Here is an 18,455-nt window from a genome sequence, read left to right as displayed (position 1 = left end):
CATGCTCCGCGAGTCCGCGACCTTCGACCGCGCCACCATCGCCGAGATCCAGCGTGCTGCCGAGACCGGCATCTACGACATCCGCGGCGGCGGCGCCAAGCGCAGGGTGCCGCACTTCGACGACCTGCTCTTCCTCGGCGCCAGCATGTCCCGCTACCCGCTGGAGGGGTACCGGGAGCGCTGCGACACCGACGTCGTCCTCGGGAACCGCCACGCCACCTACCCGCTGCACCTGGCCACCCCGGTGACCGTCGCCGGGATGAGCTTCGGCGCGCTGTCGGGCCGGGCGAAGGAGGCGCTGGGCCGCGGCGCCAGCGAGGTCGGGACGAGCACCACCACCGGCGACGGCGGCATGACACCGGAGGAGCGCGGCCAGTCCAAGCACCTCGTCTACCAGTACCTGCCCTCCCGCTACGGCATGAACCCCGACCACCTGCGGGCCGCCGACGCCATCGAGGTCGTCCTCGGCCAGGGCGCCAAGCCCGGCGGCGGCGGGATGCTGCTCGGCCAGAAGATCACCGAGCGCGTGGCCGGCATGCGCACCCTGCCGATGGGCGTCGACCAGCGCAGCGCCTGCCGTCACCCGGACTGGACCGGCCCCGACGACCTGGAGATCAAGATCGGTGAACTCCGGGAGATCACCGACTGGGAGAAGCCGATCTACGTCAAGATCGGCGCCAGCCGCACCTACTACGACGTGAAGCTGGCGGCGAAGGCCGGCGCCGACGTCATCGTGCTCGACGGCATGCAGGGCGGCACCGCGGCAACGCAGGAGGTGTTCATCGAGCACGTCGGCATCCCGACGCTGGCGGCCCTCCCGCAGGCGGTGCAGGCGCTGCAGGAGGAGGGGTTGCACCGGCAGGTCCAGCTGGTCGTGTCCGGCGGGATCCGCAACGGCGCCGACCTCGCCAAGTGCATGGCGCTCGGGGCCGACGCCGTCGCGATCGGGACCGCGGCGCTCGTCGCCCTGGGCGACAACGCGCCACACCTCGACGAGGAGTACCGGGCGCTGGGCTCGGCGGCCGGGTTCTACGACGACTGGCAGGCCGGCCGCGACCCGGCCGGCATCACCACCCAGGACGAGGAGCTCGCGGCCCGCCTCGACCCGGTCGTCGGCGGCCGGCGGCTGGCCAACTTCATCCGCGTGATGACGATGGAGGCCCAGGTCATCGCCCGCGCCTGCGGCAAGGCGCACCTGCACTCGCTGGAGCCCGAGGACCTGGTGGCGCTCACCATCGAGGCCGCCGCGATGGCCCGCGTGCCGCTGGCCGGCACGTCCTGGATCCCCGGGCAGGGCGGGCTGTGAGCGACCTGCGGGTCGACGTCGCCGTCGTCGGCGCCGGCCTCGTGGGCTCGGCGACGGCGTGGCAGCTGGCCCGGCGCGGGGTCTCCGTGGCGCTGGTCGAGGCCTTCGACGCCGGGCACGTCCACGGCAGCTCGCACGGCACCTCGCGCATCGTGCGCCGGGCCTACGCCGACCCGTTCTGGGTGCGGCTGACCGGCCGCGCGTACGGCGCCTGGGCCGACGCCCAGGACGACACCGGGACAGCGCTGCTGCGCACCACCGGCGGCCTCGACACCGGCGCCCGCCGCGACCCCGTGGGACTGGCCCGGCTGATGGCCGCCGAGGGGGTGTCCCACGAGCTGCTGACGGCGGGGGAGGCGGAGGCCCGCTGGCCGGGGATGCGCTTCGACGGCCCCGTGTTGTTCCACCCCGAGGGTGCGGTGCTCGACGCCGACGCCGCGGTCGCCGCCTGGGTGCGGCGCGTGCACGAGCTCAGCGGCACCGTGCTCGAGCGCACCCGGGTGCTCGCCGTCGCACCGGACGGGGACGGCGCGCGCGTGGTCACCGACGGACCGGAACTGAGCGCGCGCAGCGTCGTCGTCGCGGCCGGACCGTGGCTGCCGGAGCTGCCGCTCGGCCTCCCGCTGCCGCCGCTCACGGTGACCCAGCAGCAGGTCTTCCACTTCCGGCAGCGCGACCCCGCCGCCGTCTGGCCGACCTTCGTGCACAAGGGCGACCTGCAGCTGTTCGGCCTGCCCTCCGGGGCAGACGGCGGCCCGCGCCCGGCGATGAAGGTCGCCCAGCACGACGGTGGCCGGCCCACGACGGCGTCCACCCGCGACGGCGTCATCGACCCGGCCTCGCGCGAGCGGGTGACCGCGTTCGTCCGGGCGTGGCTGCCCGGCCTGGACCCGGAGCCGATCGCTCAGGGCAGCTGCCTGTACACCGCCACCCCGGACGAGGACTTCGTGCTCGACCGGATCGGCCCCGTCGTCGTCGCCTCGCCCTGCTCCGGACACGGCGCCAAGTTCGCCGCCCTGATCGGGAGGATCGCGGCCGACCTCGCCCTCGGTGAAGCGGAGGCGGAACCGAGGTTCGCGCTCAGCCGGGTGCGCTCCCTCGTCTGACGGAGGTCCAGGCTCCTGCACGACGTGCTCTCGTGATGTCCGTGGCACGCGGTCGACCACCGTTCCGACCACCATTGTTCCTCGCGCGGTGTCATCCACCGTGGTGCGCACGCTCCGTGTGCCGGTCGAGCTGCACAGACGCACGACACCGAACTGCGGCGGACACCCGGGCAGGTCCGGGGGCACGGGCGGGAGTCGCTCCGTCGACCGGCCACGCCGAGCGGCCCCGTACAGCAGGGGTGTGGCACGTGCTCGCGGGTCTCCTGCACTGGGTCGAGAAGGGCCGGCCGGCTGCTGGGAGCGCCGGGTCGCGGCCACGGTGGCGGAGCAGCCCGCGCGGACGGCGTTCCGGCCCGCCCGGCGTCCCGGTCGCGCATCGACATCCCGCCCACCTCGCTGTTCCCGGCCCACTCGGTCTCCGACTCCCGTGTCGGCCCGGCAGAGGCCGGCCGCATCGAGGACCTCGTACAGGTCACCGTCGGTGTCGTTCGGATCGTGCAGCCGGCTCCGGGTCAGCCGTCTCCGGCGGTGGTGCCGGGGATGTCCGGGTCAACGCGTCGCGCAGGGCCGCGCGCGTCGATATGCCGAGCTTGGGGAAGATCCGGTACAGGTGGCCGGAGACCGTGCGGGGGGACAGGTAGAGACGGCTCCCGATTTGCTTGTTGGTCAGCCCGGAAGCGGCCAGCGAGGCGATCTGGTGCTCCTGCGGTGTCAGGGTCGCCGCCGCGTCGGACTCGGTGCGGGAACCGTGCGTCAGGCCGCTGGCACGCACCTCCTGCTCCGCACGACTGACCCAGGGGTGCGCGCCCAGGCGCTCGAACGCCTCCCGGGCAGCGCTCAGCTGGAGTCGGGCCGCCGATGTCGCCCGGGTCCGCCGCAGGTGTTCGCCGTAGGCCAGTTGCACGCGTGCCCGCTCGAACGGGAACGCTTCGGCGCCGGGGACGGCCAGGGCCGCCTCGTAGAGGTCGCCGGCGTCCTCCCCGGAGGCCGCGAGCGCCGCCGATCCCGAGGCGAGCAGGGCCAGGCGCGGGCGGAGCCGGAAGACCTCGGCCCCCTGCATGGCGGTGACGTGCGCCGCGGCCTCCGCGGAACGCCCGGTGCGGACCGCCGCCTCCACCAGGTCCTTGGCGACCCACATCGCGACAGGGACGTGCGGCGCCAGGAGGCCCGGGGGGCTGATGGCGGTCGTACGGCGGTAGGCCTCCTCGTAGTCGCCTCGACCGAGGGCGGCCAGGGCCCTGGCCCGGTTGGCGAAGTGTTCGAGCACCGTCGCGCCTCGAGGCGCCGCCCAGGCCACGAGCTCCTCGGTCAGGGACCTGGTCGCCTCGTCGTCACCACGAGCCGCGGCGAGCATCGCGCGGCAGTAGACGCCGGGCAGGGAGATCAGCTGGTACCCGAGCAGCTCGCTCCAGGCGATGCCCTCGTCGGCCATCCGCGCCGCCTCGTCCCACCGTCCCCCGCGATAGGCGTCGTGGCAGAGCATCATCAAGGCCTGGACGGCGGACGTGGCGGCCCCGCCGTCGCGCCCGTCCCGGATGACCCTCGACAGCGCCGATCGGCAGGCCGACACGCGGTCGACGTAGAAGGCCGCGATGGCGACGCGCACGATCCGGGTGGGGTCGACCTCGGCGCCGAGCGTGGCGATGAGCCGGTCCAGGCGGTCCAGCTCGCCCGACGACGCGCGGACGGCGGGAGCGCCGTACAGGTTGCCCGACACCGTCAGGACCGGTGAGACCGCGGGCCCCAGCCGGGTCACCGCCGACTCGAAGGGGCGCCACGGCTCGTCCCGTCCGCTGAAGTGGCAGACCAGCATCAGGCTGTGCAGCGCTTCGTCGACCGCCGGGCCGCCGTGCCCCTGCTCCACGGCGTCCTCGATCACCCGGGACAGCATCGCGTGGGCGGTGTCGACGTCACCCTCCCCGTTGAGGAGGTGGTAGGCGGCGGCCACCGTGACCTCGAGGGGCTCAGCGCTGTCCGGGTCGGCGCGGCGGGCCTCACCGAGGAGGCGGGGGACACTGTCCAACTTCCCTGCTGTGTCGGCACCGAGGTAGGCGGCTGCGGCCAGCCGGCGCGCACGGTCCGCGCCACGGGGGCTCAGCTCCGCGGCGCGGAGCTGAGCGTGTACGGCCCGGACGGCGTCCCCCTTGTGCAGCGCCTGGGAGGCGGCCACCTCGAGCAGCGCGGCCGTCGGCTCGTCCGGGCCGCCTGCGGCCTCGGCCAGGTGCCAGGCACGACGTTCCGGGTCGTCGGCGTGCAGGTCGGCGAGGAGGGCATGGGTCCGCCGGCGCTCGCCGGCGGTGGCCAGCTCCACCGCCGCCGCGCCGATCAGGGGGTGCCGCAGGGTCACCCGGTTGGTGGTCGAGTCGACCCGGACCAGCCCGTCCCGCTCGGCGGGCGCCAGATCGTCCAGCCAGCCGTCACCGGAGGAGCCTGCGCGCAGCGCCCGGAGGTCTCCGGTCCCGTCCAGGGCGGTCAGCAGGAGCAGCCTGCGGCTGGCCGGTGGCAGCGTGCGCAGCCGGGGGGCGAACAGCCGCTGGAGCTGACCGGTCAGCGGGAGGACGGGCGGCAAGGGGTTCCGCGCAACGCGCTGGCCCTCCGTCATCGTCGCCGGCAGCTCGAGGAGGGCGAGCGGGTTGCCCTGCGCCGCCGCGACGACGTGCCGGCGGACCGGCACGGCGAGATCGGGGAACCGGCTGGCCAGCAGCTGCGTCGCCGCGAGCTCGTCGAGGGGCGACACCTCGTGCTCCGGCAGGCCGGCGTGCAGCAGGGAGGACTCGGTCCCGCTCCGCACCGCGGCGAGGAACCCGACGCGGCTGCCTTCCAGTCGGCGGGCGACGAACCCGAGGACCCGCGCAGTCGAGCGGTCCAGCCACTGCACGTCGTCGACGACCAGCAGGACCGGTTGCCGCTCCGCGAGGTGGCGGAGCAGGCCGAGCGCGGCGGCGGAGATCACCAGCCGGCCGGCTGTGCGACCGGTGCCCGTGCCGAGAGCGACCGACAGTGCCTCCCGCTGTGGCCGCGGGAGCGCCTGCACCTGGTCGTGCAGGGGGAGGAACAGCTGGTGGAGCCCGGCGAAGCTGACCTCGGCCTCGAACTCGACCCCGGCCGCTCGCAGGACCCGCGTCCCCGAGCCGGCGGCCACTCGGCCGGCGACGTCGAGGAGCACGGTCTTGCCGACTCCCGGTCCTCCGCTCAGGAGCAGCGCGTCCCCGTGGTGGGCAGCCCGGCTGAGGAAGGCCCCGAGGAGCTGCAGCTCTGCGGTCCGCCCGACCAGGTCGGCGCTCTCGCTGTCACCGAGGAGGTGGGTGTCCTCCATGGGACGTCCTCTCGGCTGGGCGCCGGTCAGCACGGGACGACGCGGCTCCGGATGTCAGGACGGGCGGCGACGGAAGTCTCTCCCATGGCACCGGCCGGCGACCAGCCAGAGCCGCGTGGCCGCGACGAGTCGGGTGACTCACGTGCCGGGGACCCCAGCGCCTCCATACTGCGTCGGCTGTGCGGGGTGCCCCAGGAGACGCCGATGTCCGTGCCCACCGGGACCACGAGCGGAACGACGCTGCCCGCGTCGTTCGACGAGCTGACCGTGTCGCAGGTGACCGTGGGCGAGGTGTCGCTGCGGGTCCGGGCCGGAGGGTCGGGGCCGCCGCTGTTGCTCCTGCACGGCTACCCCGAGACCCACCTGGCCTGGGGCCTGGTGGCCGGCGATCTGGCCGAGGACTTCACGGTGGTCGCCCCCGACCTGCGCGGTTACGGGGACAGCTCCAAGCCGGCCGCCGTCCCCGGCCACGAGAGCTACGGCAAGCGCGCCATGGCCCAGGACTGCGTCGCCCTGATGCGCCGGCTCGGATTCGACCGCTTCGACGTCGCCGGACACGACCGCGGCGGCCGGGTCGCCTACCGGATGGCGCTCGACCACCCCGACGCGGTCCGCCGGCTCACCGTCCTGGACGTGATCCCGACCGGGGAGGTCTGGGCACGCGCCGATGCCCGCTTCGCCCTCGGCTACTGGCACTGGGCCTTCCTCGCCCAACCGCATCCCGTCCCGGAGCAGCTCATCGGCGCGGACCCCGGGTTCTTCCTCTTCGACGCCGAGTTCGGCGGTGCCATCCGCCGGTTCCCGCCGGCGGCCGTGGCGGACTACGTCCGGTGCGCTCGGGACCCGGCCGTGATCCGGGCGATGTGCGAGGACTACCGCGCCGGGGCGACGTGTGATCGGCAGTGGGACGACGAGGACCGCGCGACCGGCCGCCGGATCACCTGCCCGACCCAGGTCCTGTGGGCCGGCCAGGGAGCCCTGGCGGCCTGGTACGACACCCTCGCCATCTGGCGTGACTGGGCCGCCGACGTCTCCGGACACGCCCTGGACTGTGGCCACTTCCTGGTCGAGGAACGCCCGCAGGAGGTCCTGGCCGCCATCCGGCGGTTCCACGCGGTGAGGTAGGTCCCGACCGGGTCAGCCGTCCCGCCCCGGCCCCCCGCGTACCGAGCCGAGCGCCTGGCCCGACCGCACCGGCAGGTCGGTTGACCGTTGCTCCGGCCGCACGGCGGCGACGAGGGTCCCCCGCGACAGGTCCGGGACGGACGCGGGCACCGCGGCAGCCGAGGGTCGGGAGGAGCGACGACTGCCGTCCTCACCGAGGAGGGCGTGGACGTCCTCGGCGAGGACCGGGGCAGCGGACAGCCGGTCGTCCCGGCACCGGGCTCTGTCGACCACCACATCGGGAGGGAACCCCATGACCGACACCACCGCCGCCCCCACCGTCGCCCTCGTCCACGGCGCCTTCGCCGACAGCTCCGGCTGGAACGGCGTCATCGCCGGCCTCACGGCCGCCGGGGTGCGGGCCCAGGCGATCTCCAACCCGTTGCGCGGCCTGGCTCACGACGCCGCCTACGTCGCCAGTGCGCTCGGGCAGATCCCCGGCCCGGTGATCGCCGTCGGCCACTCCTACGGCGGGGCGGTCCTCACCAACGCCGGGACGCGACCGGGCAACGTGGTCGCCCTGGTCTACGTCGCCGCCTTCGCGCCGGACGAGGGGGAGACGCTCACGGAGATCGAGAACGGTTCCGTCGACAGCGTCCTCAACAGCGCTCTCGTCGCACTCCAGTACCCCACCGGTCAGGGGAGCGAGACCGAGGTCGAGTTCGCCATCGATCCGGAGCGGTACCACGACGCCTTCGCCGCCGACGTGCCGCCCGCGGACAGCGCCGTGATGGCCGTCACCCAGCGGCCGGTGGCCATGCGGGGGTTCACCGAGTCGACCCGTGCGCCGGCATGGAAGGCCCTGCCGTGCTGGGCGGTCATCCCGACCGGCGACAAGGCCGCGGGCAGCGACGTCCTCCGGACCATGGCCCAGCGTGCCGGCATGACCATCAGCGAGGTGGAGGGCTCGCACGTCGCCTTCGTCACCAAGCCGCAGCCGGTGGTCGACGCGATCCTGCAGGCGATGGAGGCCGTGGGTCACCGTCTCGCCGGCCGTGCCCCGGCAGGGGTCTGAGCCGTGTCCGATCCCGGGCCGCCCGTGATGTCGGTGCCGGACGACCTGGCCGCCGTCCTCCGGCGCAGCGAGGTGCAGCGCGGCCCCTCGTCGATCCCCGGGCGGGAGATCGTGCAGGTGCTCACCGAGATCCCGGTGGGCGTGGAATCGGGCTGGCACACCCACCCCGGGGAGGAGGTGGGCTACATCCTCGCCGGGACGGTGGAGATGCAGATCAGGGACGCCGACACCGTGACCCTGCGGGCCGGCGACGGCTTCCTCATCCCACCGCGGACTCCCCACAACGCCCGCGACATCGGCCAGGGCACGGGACGGATGCTGTCCACCTACATCGTCGAGGCCGGACAGCCCCTGGCGACCTCCGCCGGCTGACGGCGCTCCGGACCGGCCGACTGTCCGGTCCGGACAGGCGACGACGAGGAACGCCCGTGCCGGTCGCACGGTCGTCGACCGGTTGCACCGTCTCGACCGATCCCGGAGGTGGCGATGACCGATGCGCTGGTCGTGGTGGCGGCACCCGGTGACGTGCCGTCGACCGCCGCGCTCGTCACCGCCGCCCTCCACGAACGCCGGGTGCCGCTCGTCGCGACGATCGACCACGCCGCGGGCGCCCGGGAGGCCGGCCTGCAGCAGGACGACGTGCTGCTGGTCTTCGGCGATCCCGCGGTGGGCACGGCTCCCGTGCAGGCCGATCCGCGGGCCGGTCTGGACCTGCCGCTGCGCGTGCTGGTGTGGTCCGAGTCCGGCAGCACGCACCTCGCCCACCACGACCCCCGGGGGCTGGCGGACAGGTGCGCACTCGGCGGCCGGCAGGCCGTGCTCACCGGCCTGCACGATCTCCTCGCAGGTCTCGTCACGACGGCGTCGGCGCCGGCGCTCGCGGTCCACCGTCCGCCCGACCAGCAGAGGACCGCATCCGTGCCGTGCCTGGCACCGGCCGTCCGGGACGCTCGCCGTCGCGGACACCGTGCAGTCGGTGCTGCAGCGGTCCTGGGCCGGGCCCGGCACCACACCATCGTGGGTCCAGGGCTCCTCGCGCTCCGGGCGACCGTGGTCGAAGCCGTCTCGAGCCGCGGGCACGGCCGGTCCCCGAGGGACGAAGAGCACTGGTGCGGGCCAGGACTGGCCGGGACGATCCGCGCGAGGGCCCCGGTGGCAGCAGTGCGAGGCCGACGTGACCAGCAGCCACCGCGGCGGGACGGTTCCGAGGCGCAGGAGCCCGCGCTGCGAAGGCCCTCGTCACCTTCCGGCACTCCTGATCCGTCCACTCCGACCGGAGGAGAGCTCGTCATGGCATCGACGTCCGAGCGGGAGATGCGGGAGATCGAGGCGGCCAACGCCTCCGGCGACACCCCGGTCGTCTTCATCCACGGCCTCTGGCTCCTGCCGAGCAGCTGGGCCGGCTGGGCGGACCTCTTCCGGCAGGCCGGCTACGCACCGCTCACGCCGGACTGGCCGGACGATCCGGACACGGTCGAGGCCGCCCGGGCGGAGCCGGAGGTGCTCGCCCGGAAGACCTTGAGGCAGGTCGCCGAGCACACCACCGAGGTCATCGAGGCCCTGGAGAGGAAGCCGGCCCTCGTCGGGCACTCGACGGGGGGTCTGCTGGCGCAGGTGCTCGCGGGCCGGGGCCTGTCGGCGGCCACGGTGGCGATCGACCCCGGGATCTTCCGTGGCGTCCTGCCGCTGCCCGTCGCCACGCTCAGGTCGGCGGGCCCGTTCCTGGTCGACCCGCGCACCCGCCGCCGGGCGCTGACGCTCACCCTCGACCAGTTCAGGTACAGCTGGGCGAACGCCCTGGACGAGGAGGAAGCGAGGGAGCTCTACGACCGGTACCACGTCGCCGGCTCCGGGATCTCGCTCGTGCAGATGGGCAACGCCAACCTCAACCCGCGGACGGAGGCCAAGGTCGACACGAGGAACCCCGACCGCGGTCCGCTGCTGATCATCGAGGGCGAGAAGGACCACACGGTCCCGTGGGCGATCGCGAACGCCTCCTACAAGCGGCAGCGGCGCAACCCGGCCGTGACGGAGATCGTGAGGATGCCGAACCGGGGCCACTCCCTCACGATCGACCACGGCTGGCGCGAGGTCGCCCAGACGGCGCTCGACTTCGTCCGGCGGTTCACCCCGAGCGGTTCCGCGACGGCGCCGTCGGTGCCGAAGGCGCGCGACGCCTCTGACTCCGGGCTCCCGAGCGGCGCACCCGCCGCGGAGACGGGACGCACGTCCGGACGGTAGCCGCGTCGTCCCGGAGAGGGGGTCCACGTCCCCTCGATCAACGCACCCGCCCCGCGGGGAAGGCCGCACGCCCGGCGGTGGTCGACGCCGCCGTCGTCATGGTCGCCCCGTGCGCCCCCGCCGCGGCTGGGGGGTGGGAGCCCCGAGGGTCCGGCGCGGGCGGGATCACCCGAGCGAGGGCATGGCGCCCTCGGCGAGCTTGAGCCGGGTCCAGGTGTTCATGTTGACGACGACCCCGACGATCTCCCGCATCGCGGCCTCGTCGAAGTGGGCGGCCAGCTCGTCGTGGTACCGCTGGAACGCCTGCGCGACCGTGGTGTCGGAGGCGCGGGTGAGGGCTTCGGCGTACGCCAGCGCAGCACGCTCGGCGTCACTGAACAGCCGGGTCTCCCACCACGCCGAGAGGAGGTCGATCTCCGCCTGCGGCACGCCGACGTCCCGCGCGGCGCGGTGGTGGACCGTCAGGCAGTACGGGCAGTTGTTGATCTGGGCGACGCGCAGCCGCAGCAGCTGGGCCAGTCGTCCGTCCAGTGTCAGCTCGGCGGTGTGGCCGAACGCCGCAGCGCCGGCGTCGGCGATGGCCGTCAGTGCGTCGTTGGCCCGCGTGTCCAGCCTGGTGGTGTGGATCTGCACCTCGGTCATCCGCGGTGTCCTCTCGGGGCGTCCGGTCGTCCCACGGCGTCTCTCGGGTCCGGGACCTTCGACCGGGGCCGCGGACCCCCGACGGTGTGACGGTGGTGCTGCCCGTCACGAGGGGGCAGCGTGGAGGAGGTGGGCGTGTGGACGGTGCTCCTGTGCCCGTGGCCGTCGTCGGCAGCCGCACGGAGGGCGAACTCATCGTCGGCCTGCTGCGCAGTCACGGCCTGCACGCGGACCTGGCGACCGACGATGCCGGAGGGCAGTACCCCCAGCTGCAACTGGAGGGGGTCCGCGTGCTGGTCGCCCCCTCCGACGAGGCCCCGGCCCGTCGGCTGCTCGTCGCCGCTGGGTCGACCCGGCCCGTCTCCAGCGACTGAGCCCGGCTCCTCGGCGGCCCGCGGGCTGCGGACGACGTCCGAAGCCCGCCCTCCCCGGGAGCGGAGGACGGCTCAGGCGCCGGTCTCCGGGTCCTCCTCGGGCTCGAAGGTGCCACCCGCGTCCTCGGACGCGCCGAGCTCCACGCCGGGAGCGCTCCCGGGCTGCGGCGGGCCGGCGTCGGGGTGCCTGTCGTCGTCCGGGACGGGGACGTCCGGGGGTGTGGTCATGGCGCGATTCCTCGCTGACTCGCTGCTCCGGCAGCGACGACGTGGTCAGGACGGCCGGGACCCACGCTACCGCCGGGTCGCGGGTAGGGCGGGTGCCTCAGACCTGCGCCACCTCGAGCACCGCGGAGAGGGCGTGGCGGCGCCGGGCGCTCAGGTCGGCGAAGAAGACCGGCGCCTCGTCGAACGGGACGACGTCGGTGAGCAGGTGCGCACGGACGAGGTCGCCGTGCCGGGCCAGCAGGGCGAGGGTCGCGCGGGAGAGCCGGGAGCGGTCCCAGAGGTGCGCGAGACCGCGGGGCACCCGGCCGATCTGGGCGCACCGCACCGACAGCCCGTTGTGGTGGAACTCCTCGCCGAGGGCGAGGTCCGCGGCGCCGCTGGTGTAGAAGGCCAGGTCGACCACCGTCGCCTGCGGCCGGGCACAGCGCAGGGCCGTGGCCAGGGCCGCGGCCTGGCCACGGCACTGGAACACCACGTCCGCGCCGTGGTCGGCCGGGCCGTGCCGCCATCTCGTCTTCAGCTCGCGGGCCACGTCCGGGGCGTCGTCGACGGCGTCCAGTCCGAGCCCGGCCGCGGCGGCCCGCCGCTGGGGGGTGGGGTCGACGACGACGACCTCCGCGGCGCCGTGCACCCGGGCCAGCAGCCCGACCAGCAGGCCGATCGCCCCGCCGCCGACCACCACCACCAGCCGGCCGGCGACCCCGTCCGCCAGCTCGCGGCCGCCGGCGTCGGCTGCGGCGTGCAGCAGGCCGTTGGCGCAGATCGGTCCCAGGTGGGCCACGTAGACGCCCAGCAGCGGGTCCAGGTCGCCCGGGAGCGGCACCACGTGCTGGGTCACCGGGTCGCCGTGGACGACCGTCGCGTGGCCGTAGGCCATGGCCACGAGCGCCCCCTCGGCCACCGCGGCGGTGCGGCTGTCGCCCACCCGGGCGACCTCCATGTAGCCCAGCTGCCGCACCGGGAACGAACGCGCCGCCTGCGCCGGGTCGAACAGGCCGAGCTCGGCGTCCCAGCCGGTGGCGAGGTACGGGCTCGTCCCGCGGTACCAGGTCAGCTCGGTCCCCGCCGACACCCCGCTGAACAGCGTCTCCGCCCGGAAGCGGCCCTCGGCCAGCGGGGGCTCGGGCGTCTCCTCGACCTCGAGGACGCCGGGGCGCGGCACCACCAGCGTCCGCACGGTGGTCACCGGCGCACCCCGAGGGTCGTGCCGGTGCGTGCCGCCTCGGCCACCGCCCAGGCCAGCCGGTGGGTGGCCAGGGCCTCGGCGACGTCCACCAGCCCGGGCGACGCCGGCTGCCCGGACACGACGTCGACGAACGCGCGGTCGACGGCGGTCCGGGGGTCGACGGTGGGGGTGGCCTCCTCGTCACCGGAGCGGGTGCGCACGCGCAGCGTGGTCTCGGTCAGGTGCACCGCCGTCCCGTCGGCGACCACCTCCAGGCCCGCCGCGGTCGGCGCCGGCAGCACGCAGGAGGTGCTCACCGTCCCCACGGCGCCCGACGCCAGCCGCAGCACGGCGGCGGTGGCGTCGGGCACGTCGCGGCCCTCCCGCGTGGACGGCGCGGCGCCGCCGACCACCTCGTCGACCTCCCCGGCCAGCAGCCGCAGCAGGTCGAGCACGTGCGTGGCCTGCTCGACGACCTGCCCGCCGGAGCGGTCCTGCCGGCTCCACCAGGCCGGCGGCGGCGTCGTACCCCACCACCGCGCGTCGACCAGGCGCACCGTGCGGCCGGCCAGCGCGGCCCGCGCGCGACCGACCGTGTCCAGGTGCCGCCAGTGGTAGCCGGTCGCCGTCGGCAGGCCGGCGGCGGCCACCGCCGCGGCGACCCGCTCGGCCACCGGGAGGTCGGCCGCCAGCGGTTTCTCCACGAAGAAGGGCAGCCCGGCGTCGACCACGGCGAGCTCCAGGTCGCCGTGCGCGAAGGGCGGGACGCAGAGCCAGACGGCGTCCGGGCCGCGGTCGAGCAGGCCGGCCAGGCCGGGCACGGCGGAGGTCCCGACGTCGTCCGCCAGGGCCGCGGCCGCAGCCGGATCGGCGTCCCAGATCCCGGCCACCTCGACGTCCTCGAAGCCCGACAGCACACGGGCGTGGCGGGCGCCGACCCCGCCTGCACCGACGAGTCCCACGCGGATGCCCACGTCGGCATCGTGCCGTCACGCACCGTGTCGCGCGCGACGCCGAGGTGACGCGCGACACGGTCTCGTGTACCCAGGTGCGACGGTGGCCACCCCGACAGCCCCCGAGCGAGAGGCCGAGATGCGCGCAGACGTCGCCCGCTGGCTGGACCGCCGCACCTTCCGCGCGCGGGACTACGACTCCCGCCGCCTGCTCGAGCACAAGCACCGTCAGGGCCTCACGGTCAGCGTGGTGCTGCCCGCGCTGGACGAGGAACCGACGGTCGGCGACATCGTCGGGGCCCTCCGCCGCGACCTGGTCGCCGCCGTCCCGCTCGTGGACGAGGTGGTCGTGGTGGACAGCGGGTCCACCGACCGCACCGCGGCCGTCGCGTGGGCCGCGGGGGCCCGCGTCGTCCACGTCGACGACGTCCTGCCCGAGCGCGGGCACGTCCCGGGCAAGGGCGAGGCGCTGTGGAAGTCGCTGTACGTGACGTCGGGGGACCTGCTCGTCTTCGTCGACTCGGACCTGGTGGCGTTCGACCCCACGTTCGTGGTGGGTCTGCTCGGCCCGCTGCTGACCGACCCGGCGATCGGCTACGTCAAGGGTCTCTACGACCGGCCGGTGGACACCCGCGAGGGCCTGGTGCCCACCGGCGGCGGCCGGGTGACCGAGTTGACCGCCCGCCCCCTGCTCAACGCCCTGTGGCCGCACCTGTCGGGGTTCGTCCAGCCGCTGTCGGGCGAGTACGCCGGCCGGCGGGAGCTGCTGGAGCGGGTGCCGTTCGTCTCGCACTACGGCGTCGAACTGGGCCTGCTCGTCGACCTGGCCGAGCTCGCCGGCATCGACGCCCTGGCGCAGGTCGACCTCGGCAGCCGCCGGCACTCGCACCAGAGCGACGCGGCGCTGGGCCGGATGGCCGGGCAGGTGCTGCAGACGGCGCTCGCCCGGTGCCCGGGCATCGGGGTCCGGGAGGACACCCTCGTCCAGTACGTGCGCACCGGGACCGCCGTCGAGGCGGTGACGTGGGAGGTCGGCGTGCGGGAACGGCCGCCGATGCGCACCGTGCCCGGCTACCGGGGCGCGCGCGTCGGCGGGGCGGGCCGGTGAGGATCCTGATGGACGCCGGACCCTGGCTGCCGGTGCCGCCGCAGGGGTACGGGGGACTGGAGAACGTCGTCGCGACCCTGACCACCGAGCTGCGCCGACGGGGCCACGAGGTCGTGCTGGCCACCGTCGGGGACAGCCGGCTGCCGGCGGACGGCCGCGTCGCGGCGTTCCCGACCGGGCAGTTCGAGCGGCTCGCCGCCCCCTACCCCGAGGTCACCGGGATCGCGCACGCGCACGCGCACGCCGTCGTCGAGGCGATCCACCGGCAGGCGGCGAGCGGCGCACCGTTCGACCTGGTGCACACCCACCTGGAGGTCGTCGGACCGGCGGTCCTCGCGGCCCTCGGCCCCACCGTCCCGCCGGTGCTGCACACGCTGCACTGGGACCTGCGGCGCAACGCCGAGTTCTACGCGCGCTTCGACGGCCGGGGCCGGGTCTTCTTCGCCGGCGTCTCCGAGTCCCAGGTGGCCCGGGGCCCGGAGGCGCTGCGGCGCCAGACGCTGGGCGCGGTGCCGCTCGCCGTCCCGATCCCGGACCGGCCCCCGGTACCACGGGCCGAGCGATCCGACGCCGTCCTGGTCCTGTCCCGGCTGTGCGAGGCGAAGGGCATCGACGTCGCGCTGCGGGCCTGCCGGGCCGCCGGGGTGCCGCTCGTCCTCGCAGGGCCGGTGGGCGGGCAGCCCGATCGCGCCTCTCTCGAGGCCGCGCTCGCCGACCCGGCCAGCCCGGTGGCCGGCTACCCCGACGTCCGCTGGTTCCGCGAGCACGTCGAGCCCCTGCTCGACGACGACCACGCCCGGTGGATCGGGAGCGTGACCGGCGAGGACAAGGAGGCGCTGCTCCGCTCCGCGCGGGCCGTGCTGTTCCCGGTCCGGTGGCCCGAGCCCGGCGGGACGGCGGTGTGCGAGACGCTCGCCGCCGGGACGCCGGTGGTCGCCCACCCGCTGGGCTGCCTCCCCTCCCTGGTCGACGACGGGATCACCGGCTTCCTGGCCGAGGACGAGGAGGCGTTCGTCGCGGCGCTGCACCGCCTCGACGAGATCGACCCGGCCGCCTGCGCGGCGGCCGCGGCGAGCCGCTTCGCGCCGGCCGTGATGGCCGACGGCTACGAGTCCCTCTACGCCGAGGTGGTGCAGCGCGCCGGTGTCCTGGAGGCGGCGTAGCGCTCGGCCCCGACCCCGGGACCCGCCTCGGCGGTGGGGACCGGGGTCAGCGCCGCGCCAGTGCCGCGAGCGCGGCCTCGATCCGCCGCCGGGTGTCGTCCGCGGTCCAGCCGGCGAGGACGGCCGCGTCGTCGCCGGCGGTCGCCTCGATCGCCGCGTTCGCGGGGCGGTGGAGCGCGACCTTGGCCAGCCGGTAGGACTCCGGCGAGCGGGCGGCCAGCTCCCCGGCCAGCGCGACCGCCCGCGGCAGCAGGTCGCCGGGCTCGGCGAGCTCGTCGACCATCCCCAGGGCCAGTGCCCGCTCGCGGTCGGTGGCCTGCGCGCCGAGCAGCACCTGGCCGGCGCGGGGGCCGAGCGCGTGCCGGACGATCTCCAGGGCGGCGGTCGGGAAGGGGACGCCGACCGCCAGCTCGGCCAGCCCCATCCGTCCGGCCGACATCAGCCGCAGGTCGCAGGCCAGGGCGAGCACGCAGCCGCCGGCGATCGCGTGCCCGTTGACCGCCGCGACCGTCGGCCGGGGGTGGTCGAACACGGCGCGGAACGTGCGGGACAGCGCCGTGAGGAGCTGCTCGGTGTAGGGCCGGCCGCCGTCGAGGATCCGGCGCAGGTCCACCCCGGCGGAGAACGACGAGCCGGTGCCGGTGACGACCAGCGCCCGGTCGGTCGCGGTGACGGCCCCGGTGAGGGCGTCCAGCAGCTCGACGTCGAGGGCGCCGACCCGGCCGTGCTCGATGCGCAGGACGGCGACGCCGTCCCGGTCCTCGGTGCTCAGCATCGGGTCATCCTCCACGTACCGGGGCGTGGTGCCGGCCCGCGGGAGCTCCCGCACACGCAGGGCGGCGAGGGCCCGCCGCTGGGATCCGGGGATCCATCAGGCCTCTGCCCGGATCAGGGCGCCGCAGGCACCCGGCCAGGAAGCCGGCGGCGACCGACACGGCCGAGCGCGGGCGAGGAGTGCAGCAACGCGCTCGGAACGGCGGCGGATCGGCTCGGACCACGCCATCCCGGCTGCTGCACGACCGGCTGCTGTCCCGGGGCGTCCCGTGCTCGCTGCGCGGCGACGGCCTGCGGTTCGCGCCGCACCACTCCACCGACGACTTCACCGACGACGCGGACCTGCACCGGGCCGCGGACAGCCTCCGCGACTGCTCGTGGTCGCACCCGCCGCGTCGGCGCTGGTCAGGACGAGTGGCGCCAGCTCCGGCCGTCCCGGGCGATCAGGGAGCCCGCCTCGGGCGGACCCCACGTGGCTGCCTGGTACAGCGGGATGGGGCGCTCGTCCCGGGCCCAGAACTGCATCACCGGGTCGACGATGCGCCAGGACCGGCCGACCTCGTCGGCGCGGATGAACAGGGTGGGGTCGCCGATCAGGGCGTCGAGGATGACCCGCTCGTAGGCGTCGGGCGACTGCTCCTCGAAGCTCTCGTAGGAGAAGTCCATCGAGGCCTTCTGCACGCGGAAGGCGTGGCCGGGCACCTTGGCGCCGAAGCGCAGGCTCAGGCCCTCGTCGGGCTGCACGCGCACGATGAGGGCGTCGGGCTCGAGGCCCGCCGCCGTCCCGGGGAACAGCGGGAGCTGCGGTGGGCGGCGGAACTCGATGGCGACGTCGGTGATCCGGGAGGGGAGCCGCTTGCCGGTGCGCACGTAGACCGGGACGCCGGTCCAGCGCCAGTTCCGGACCTCCAGTCGCATCGCGACGAAGGTCTCGGTCGCGCTCAGCGGATCGACCCCGGGCTCCTCCCGGTACCCCGGCATCAGCTCCTCCCGGGTGCCGCCGCGGGTGTACTGCCCCCGCACCGCGTTCTCGGCGATCTCCGCGTCGCCGTCCAGCGTCCGGATCGCGCGCAGCAGCTTCACCTTCTCGTCGCGGATCGCCTCCGGGTGGAACGACGTGGGTGGCTCCATGAGGAACAGCGAGAGCACCTGGAGGACGTGGTTCTGCACGATGTCGCGCATCGCGCCGGTGGTCTCGTAGAAACCGCCCCGCTCGCCGACGCCCAGGGTCTCGGCGACGGTGATCTGCACGTTGTCGACCCACGTCCGGTTCCAGATCGGCTCGAAGATCGAGTTGGCGAACCGCAGCGCCAGCAGGTTCTGCACCGTCTCCTTGGCCAGGTAGTGGTCGATCCGGAAGACCTGCTCCTCGACGAACGCCGACGAGAGGTCGGCGTACAGCTCCCGGGCGCTGGCCTCGTCCCAGCCGAACGGCTTCTCGACGACCACGCGGATGGAGCTGTCGCCGGCCGGCACGGACAGCCCCGCCTTGCCGAGGTTGACCGCGATCGGCCCGAACAGGCGCGGGGGCGTGGCGAGGTAGTACACCCGGTTCCCCGCCGTCCCGTGCCGGCCGTCGCACGTCGCGAGGACCTCGGCCAGGCGCTGGTAGGTGGCCGGGTCGTCGTAGTGGCCGCTCACGTAGCGGGCCGTCGCCGTCATGTCGTGCCACCGCGGGTTCCCCGCGGTGGGGGCGTCGCGGCGGCAGGCGTCCGTGAACTCGGCGTCGGTCATCGGCGTGCGGGCGACGCCGACGAGCGTCACCTCCGGAGGGAGCGCCCCGTAGCCGGCCAGCTGGGCGAGGGCGGGCAGGAGCTTGCGGGCGGTGAGGTCACCCGAGGCGCCGAAGATCACCAGCGCGCAGGGCGGAGACCGACGACCCGTGTCGATGCTCATGTCC

16 protein-coding genes and 1 pseudogene are annotated in these 18,455 nt (G+C 75.1%); 10 read left to right on the top strand and 7 right to left on the bottom strand.

Annotation, left to right across the window (positions count from 1 at the left end; translation table 11 throughout):
- Window position 1: 1 nt before the first annotated feature.
- A complete protein-coding gene (locus tag ACI798_RS09500; protein WP_456941026.1) occupies window positions 2-1,306 on the top strand; it encodes an FMN-binding glutamate synthase family protein in 1,305 nt (434 codons plus the stop codon).
- Window positions 1,303-2,412: an FAD-dependent oxidoreductase gene (locus ACI798_RS09495; protein WP_457047792.1), complete on the top strand. Its 1,110-nt coding sequence runs from the start codon at window positions 1,303-1,305 to the stop codon at window positions 2,410-2,412. Before ACI798_RS09500 ends, ACI798_RS09495 begins: the two co-directional genes overlap by 4 nt.
- A 472-nt stretch (window positions 2,413-2,884) precedes the next feature.
- Here ACI798_RS09495 and ACI798_RS09490 read toward each other — a convergent pair whose 3' ends face one another.
- Entirely contained in the window at window positions 2,885-5,728 is a 2,844-nt protein-coding gene (locus ACI798_RS09490) for a helix-turn-helix transcriptional regulator (protein WP_457047791.1), read from the bottom strand.
- A gap of 204 nt (window positions 5,729-5,932) precedes the next feature.
- On the opposite strand from ACI798_RS09490, the gene ACI798_RS09485 reads away from it, so the two are divergent.
- From ACI798_RS09485 to ACI798_RS09465, 5 genes and pseudogenes are all read left to right on the top strand, one after another.
- Window positions 5,933-6,853, top strand: coding sequence for an alpha/beta fold hydrolase (locus tag ACI798_RS09485; protein WP_457047790.1), 921 nt, complete (start codon window positions 5,933-5,935; stop codon window positions 6,851-6,853).
- 292 nt (window positions 6,854-7,145) lie between these two features.
- On the top strand, window positions 7,146-7,907 hold the full coding sequence (locus ACI798_RS09480; protein ID WP_457047789.1) for an alpha/beta fold hydrolase: 762 nt from the start codon (window positions 7,146-7,148) through the stop codon (window positions 7,905-7,907).
- A gap of 3 nt (window positions 7,908-7,910) precedes the next feature.
- Window positions 7,911-8,279: a cupin domain-containing protein gene (locus ACI798_RS09475; RefSeq protein ID WP_456941031.1), complete on the top strand. Its 369-nt coding sequence runs from the start codon at window positions 7,911-7,913 to the stop codon at window positions 8,277-8,279.
- Window positions 8,280-8,393: 114 nt separating this feature from the next.
- Window positions 8,394-8,669: pseudogene (locus tag ACI798_RS09470) on the top strand (DUF302 domain-containing protein); the annotation flags it as partial.
- Between the two features lie 528 nt (window positions 8,670-9,197).
- A complete protein-coding gene (locus tag ACI798_RS09465; protein WP_457047820.1) occupies window positions 9,198-10,148 on the top strand; it encodes an alpha/beta hydrolase in 951 nt (316 codons plus the stop codon).
- 165 nt (window positions 10,149-10,313) lie between these two features.
- On the opposite strand, the gene ACI798_RS09460 is transcribed toward ACI798_RS09465, so the two are convergent.
- Window positions 10,314-10,790: a carboxymuconolactone decarboxylase family protein gene (locus tag ACI798_RS09460; protein WP_457047788.1), complete on the bottom strand. Its 477-nt coding sequence runs from the start codon at window positions 10,788-10,790 to the stop codon at window positions 10,314-10,316.
- Between the two features lie 137 nt (window positions 10,791-10,927).
- On the opposite strand from ACI798_RS09460, the gene ACI798_RS09455 reads away from it, so the two are divergent.
- On the top strand, window positions 10,928-11,164 hold the full coding sequence (locus ACI798_RS09455; protein WP_456941035.1) for a hypothetical protein: 237 nt from the start codon (window positions 10,928-10,930) through the stop codon (window positions 11,162-11,164).
- 72 nt (window positions 11,165-11,236) lie between these two features.
- Here the strand turns inward: ACI798_RS09455 and ACI798_RS09450 are convergent, their stop codons facing one another.
- From ACI798_RS09450 to ACI798_RS09440, 3 genes are all read right to left on the bottom strand, one after another.
- Window positions 11,237-11,392, bottom strand: coding sequence for a hypothetical protein (locus ACI798_RS09450; protein ID WP_456941036.1), 156 nt, complete (start codon window positions 11,390-11,392; stop codon window positions 11,237-11,239).
- 97 nt (window positions 11,393-11,489) lie between these two features.
- Entirely contained in the window at window positions 11,490-12,578 is a 1,089-nt protein-coding gene (locus ACI798_RS09445; protein ID WP_457047787.1) for a zinc-dependent alcohol dehydrogenase, read from the bottom strand.
- Window positions 12,575-13,531, bottom strand: coding sequence for a Gfo/Idh/MocA family protein (locus tag ACI798_RS09440; protein ID WP_456941038.1), 957 nt, complete (start codon window positions 13,529-13,531; stop codon window positions 12,575-12,577). Before ACI798_RS09440 ends, ACI798_RS09445 begins: the two co-directional genes overlap by 4 nt.
- An 82-nt stretch (window positions 13,532-13,613) precedes the next feature.
- On the opposite strand from ACI798_RS09440, the gene ACI798_RS09435 reads away from it, so the two are divergent.
- Both ACI798_RS09435 and ACI798_RS09430 read left to right on the top strand, forming a co-directional pair.
- Window positions 13,614-14,618, top strand: coding sequence for a glucosyl-3-phosphoglycerate synthase (locus ACI798_RS09435; protein WP_456941039.1), 1,005 nt, complete (start codon window positions 13,614-13,616; stop codon window positions 14,616-14,618).
- 8 nt (window positions 14,619-14,626) lie between these two features.
- Window positions 14,627-15,781 carry a glycosyltransferase gene (locus ACI798_RS09430; RefSeq protein WP_457047786.1) on the top strand — a complete coding sequence of 385 codons (1,155 nt, stop codon included), beginning with the start codon at window positions 14,627-14,629 and terminating at the stop codon, window positions 15,779-15,781.
- 46 nt (window positions 15,782-15,827) lie between these two features.
- Here ACI798_RS09430 and ACI798_RS09425 read toward each other — a convergent pair whose 3' ends face one another.
- Together ACI798_RS09425 and zwf are read right to left on the bottom strand one after the other, a co-directional pair.
- Window positions 15,828-16,556, bottom strand: a complete 729-nt coding sequence (locus ACI798_RS09425; RefSeq protein ID WP_456941041.1) for an enoyl-CoA hydratase/isomerase family protein — start codon at window positions 16,554-16,556, stop codon at window positions 15,828-15,830.
- A gap of 404 nt (window positions 16,557-16,960) precedes the next feature.
- Entirely contained in the window at window positions 16,961-18,451 is a 1,491-nt protein-coding gene (zwf, locus tag ACI798_RS09420) for a glucose-6-phosphate dehydrogenase (RefSeq protein ID WP_457047785.1), read from the bottom strand.
- Window positions 18,452-18,455 lie beyond the last annotated feature (4 nt).

The organism is Geodermatophilus sp. SYSU D01045 (assembly GCF_054050295.1).
This window is presented reverse-complemented; position numbering and strand designations above follow the sequence as displayed.

What these genes read in the sequence shown, in the direction of transcription:
- ACI798_RS09485 (WP_457047790.1), top strand. Translation starts at nt 5,933, where the DNA reads ATGTCCGTGCCCACCGGGACCACGAGCGGAACGACGCTGCCCGCGTCG.
- ACI798_RS09425 (WP_456941041.1), bottom strand. Translation starts at nt 16,556, where the DNA reads ATGCTGAGCACCGAGGACCGGGACGGCGTCGCCGTCCTGCGCATCGAG.
- ACI798_RS09465 (WP_457047820.1), top strand. Translation starts at nt 9,198, where the DNA reads ATGGCATCGACGTCCGAGCGGGAGATGCGGGAGATCGAGGCGGCCAAC.
- ACI798_RS09490 (WP_457047791.1), bottom strand. Translation starts at nt 5,728, where the DNA reads ATGGAGGACACCCACCTCCTCGGTGACAGCGAGAGCGCCGACCTGGTC.
- ACI798_RS09500 (WP_456941026.1), top strand. Translation starts at nt 2, where the DNA reads ATGCTCCGCGAGTCCGCGACCTTCGACCGCGCCACCATCGCCGAGATC.
- ACI798_RS09450 (WP_456941036.1), bottom strand. Translation starts at nt 11,392, where the DNA reads ATGACCACACCCCCGGACGTCCCCGTCCCGGACGACGACAGGCACCCC.
- ACI798_RS09430 (WP_457047786.1), top strand. Translation starts at nt 14,627, where the DNA reads ATGGACGCCGGACCCTGGCTGCCGGTGCCGCCGCAGGGGTACGGGGGA.
- zwf (WP_457047785.1), bottom strand. Translation starts at nt 18,451, where the DNA reads ATGAGCATCGACACGGGTCGTCGGTCTCCGCCCTGCGCGCTGGTGATC.
- ACI798_RS09480 (WP_457047789.1), top strand. Translation starts at nt 7,146, where the DNA reads ATGACCGACACCACCGCCGCCCCCACCGTCGCCCTCGTCCACGGCGCC.
- ACI798_RS09460 (WP_457047788.1), bottom strand. Translation starts at nt 10,790, where the DNA reads ATGACCGAGGTGCAGATCCACACCACCAGGCTGGACACGCGGGCCAAC.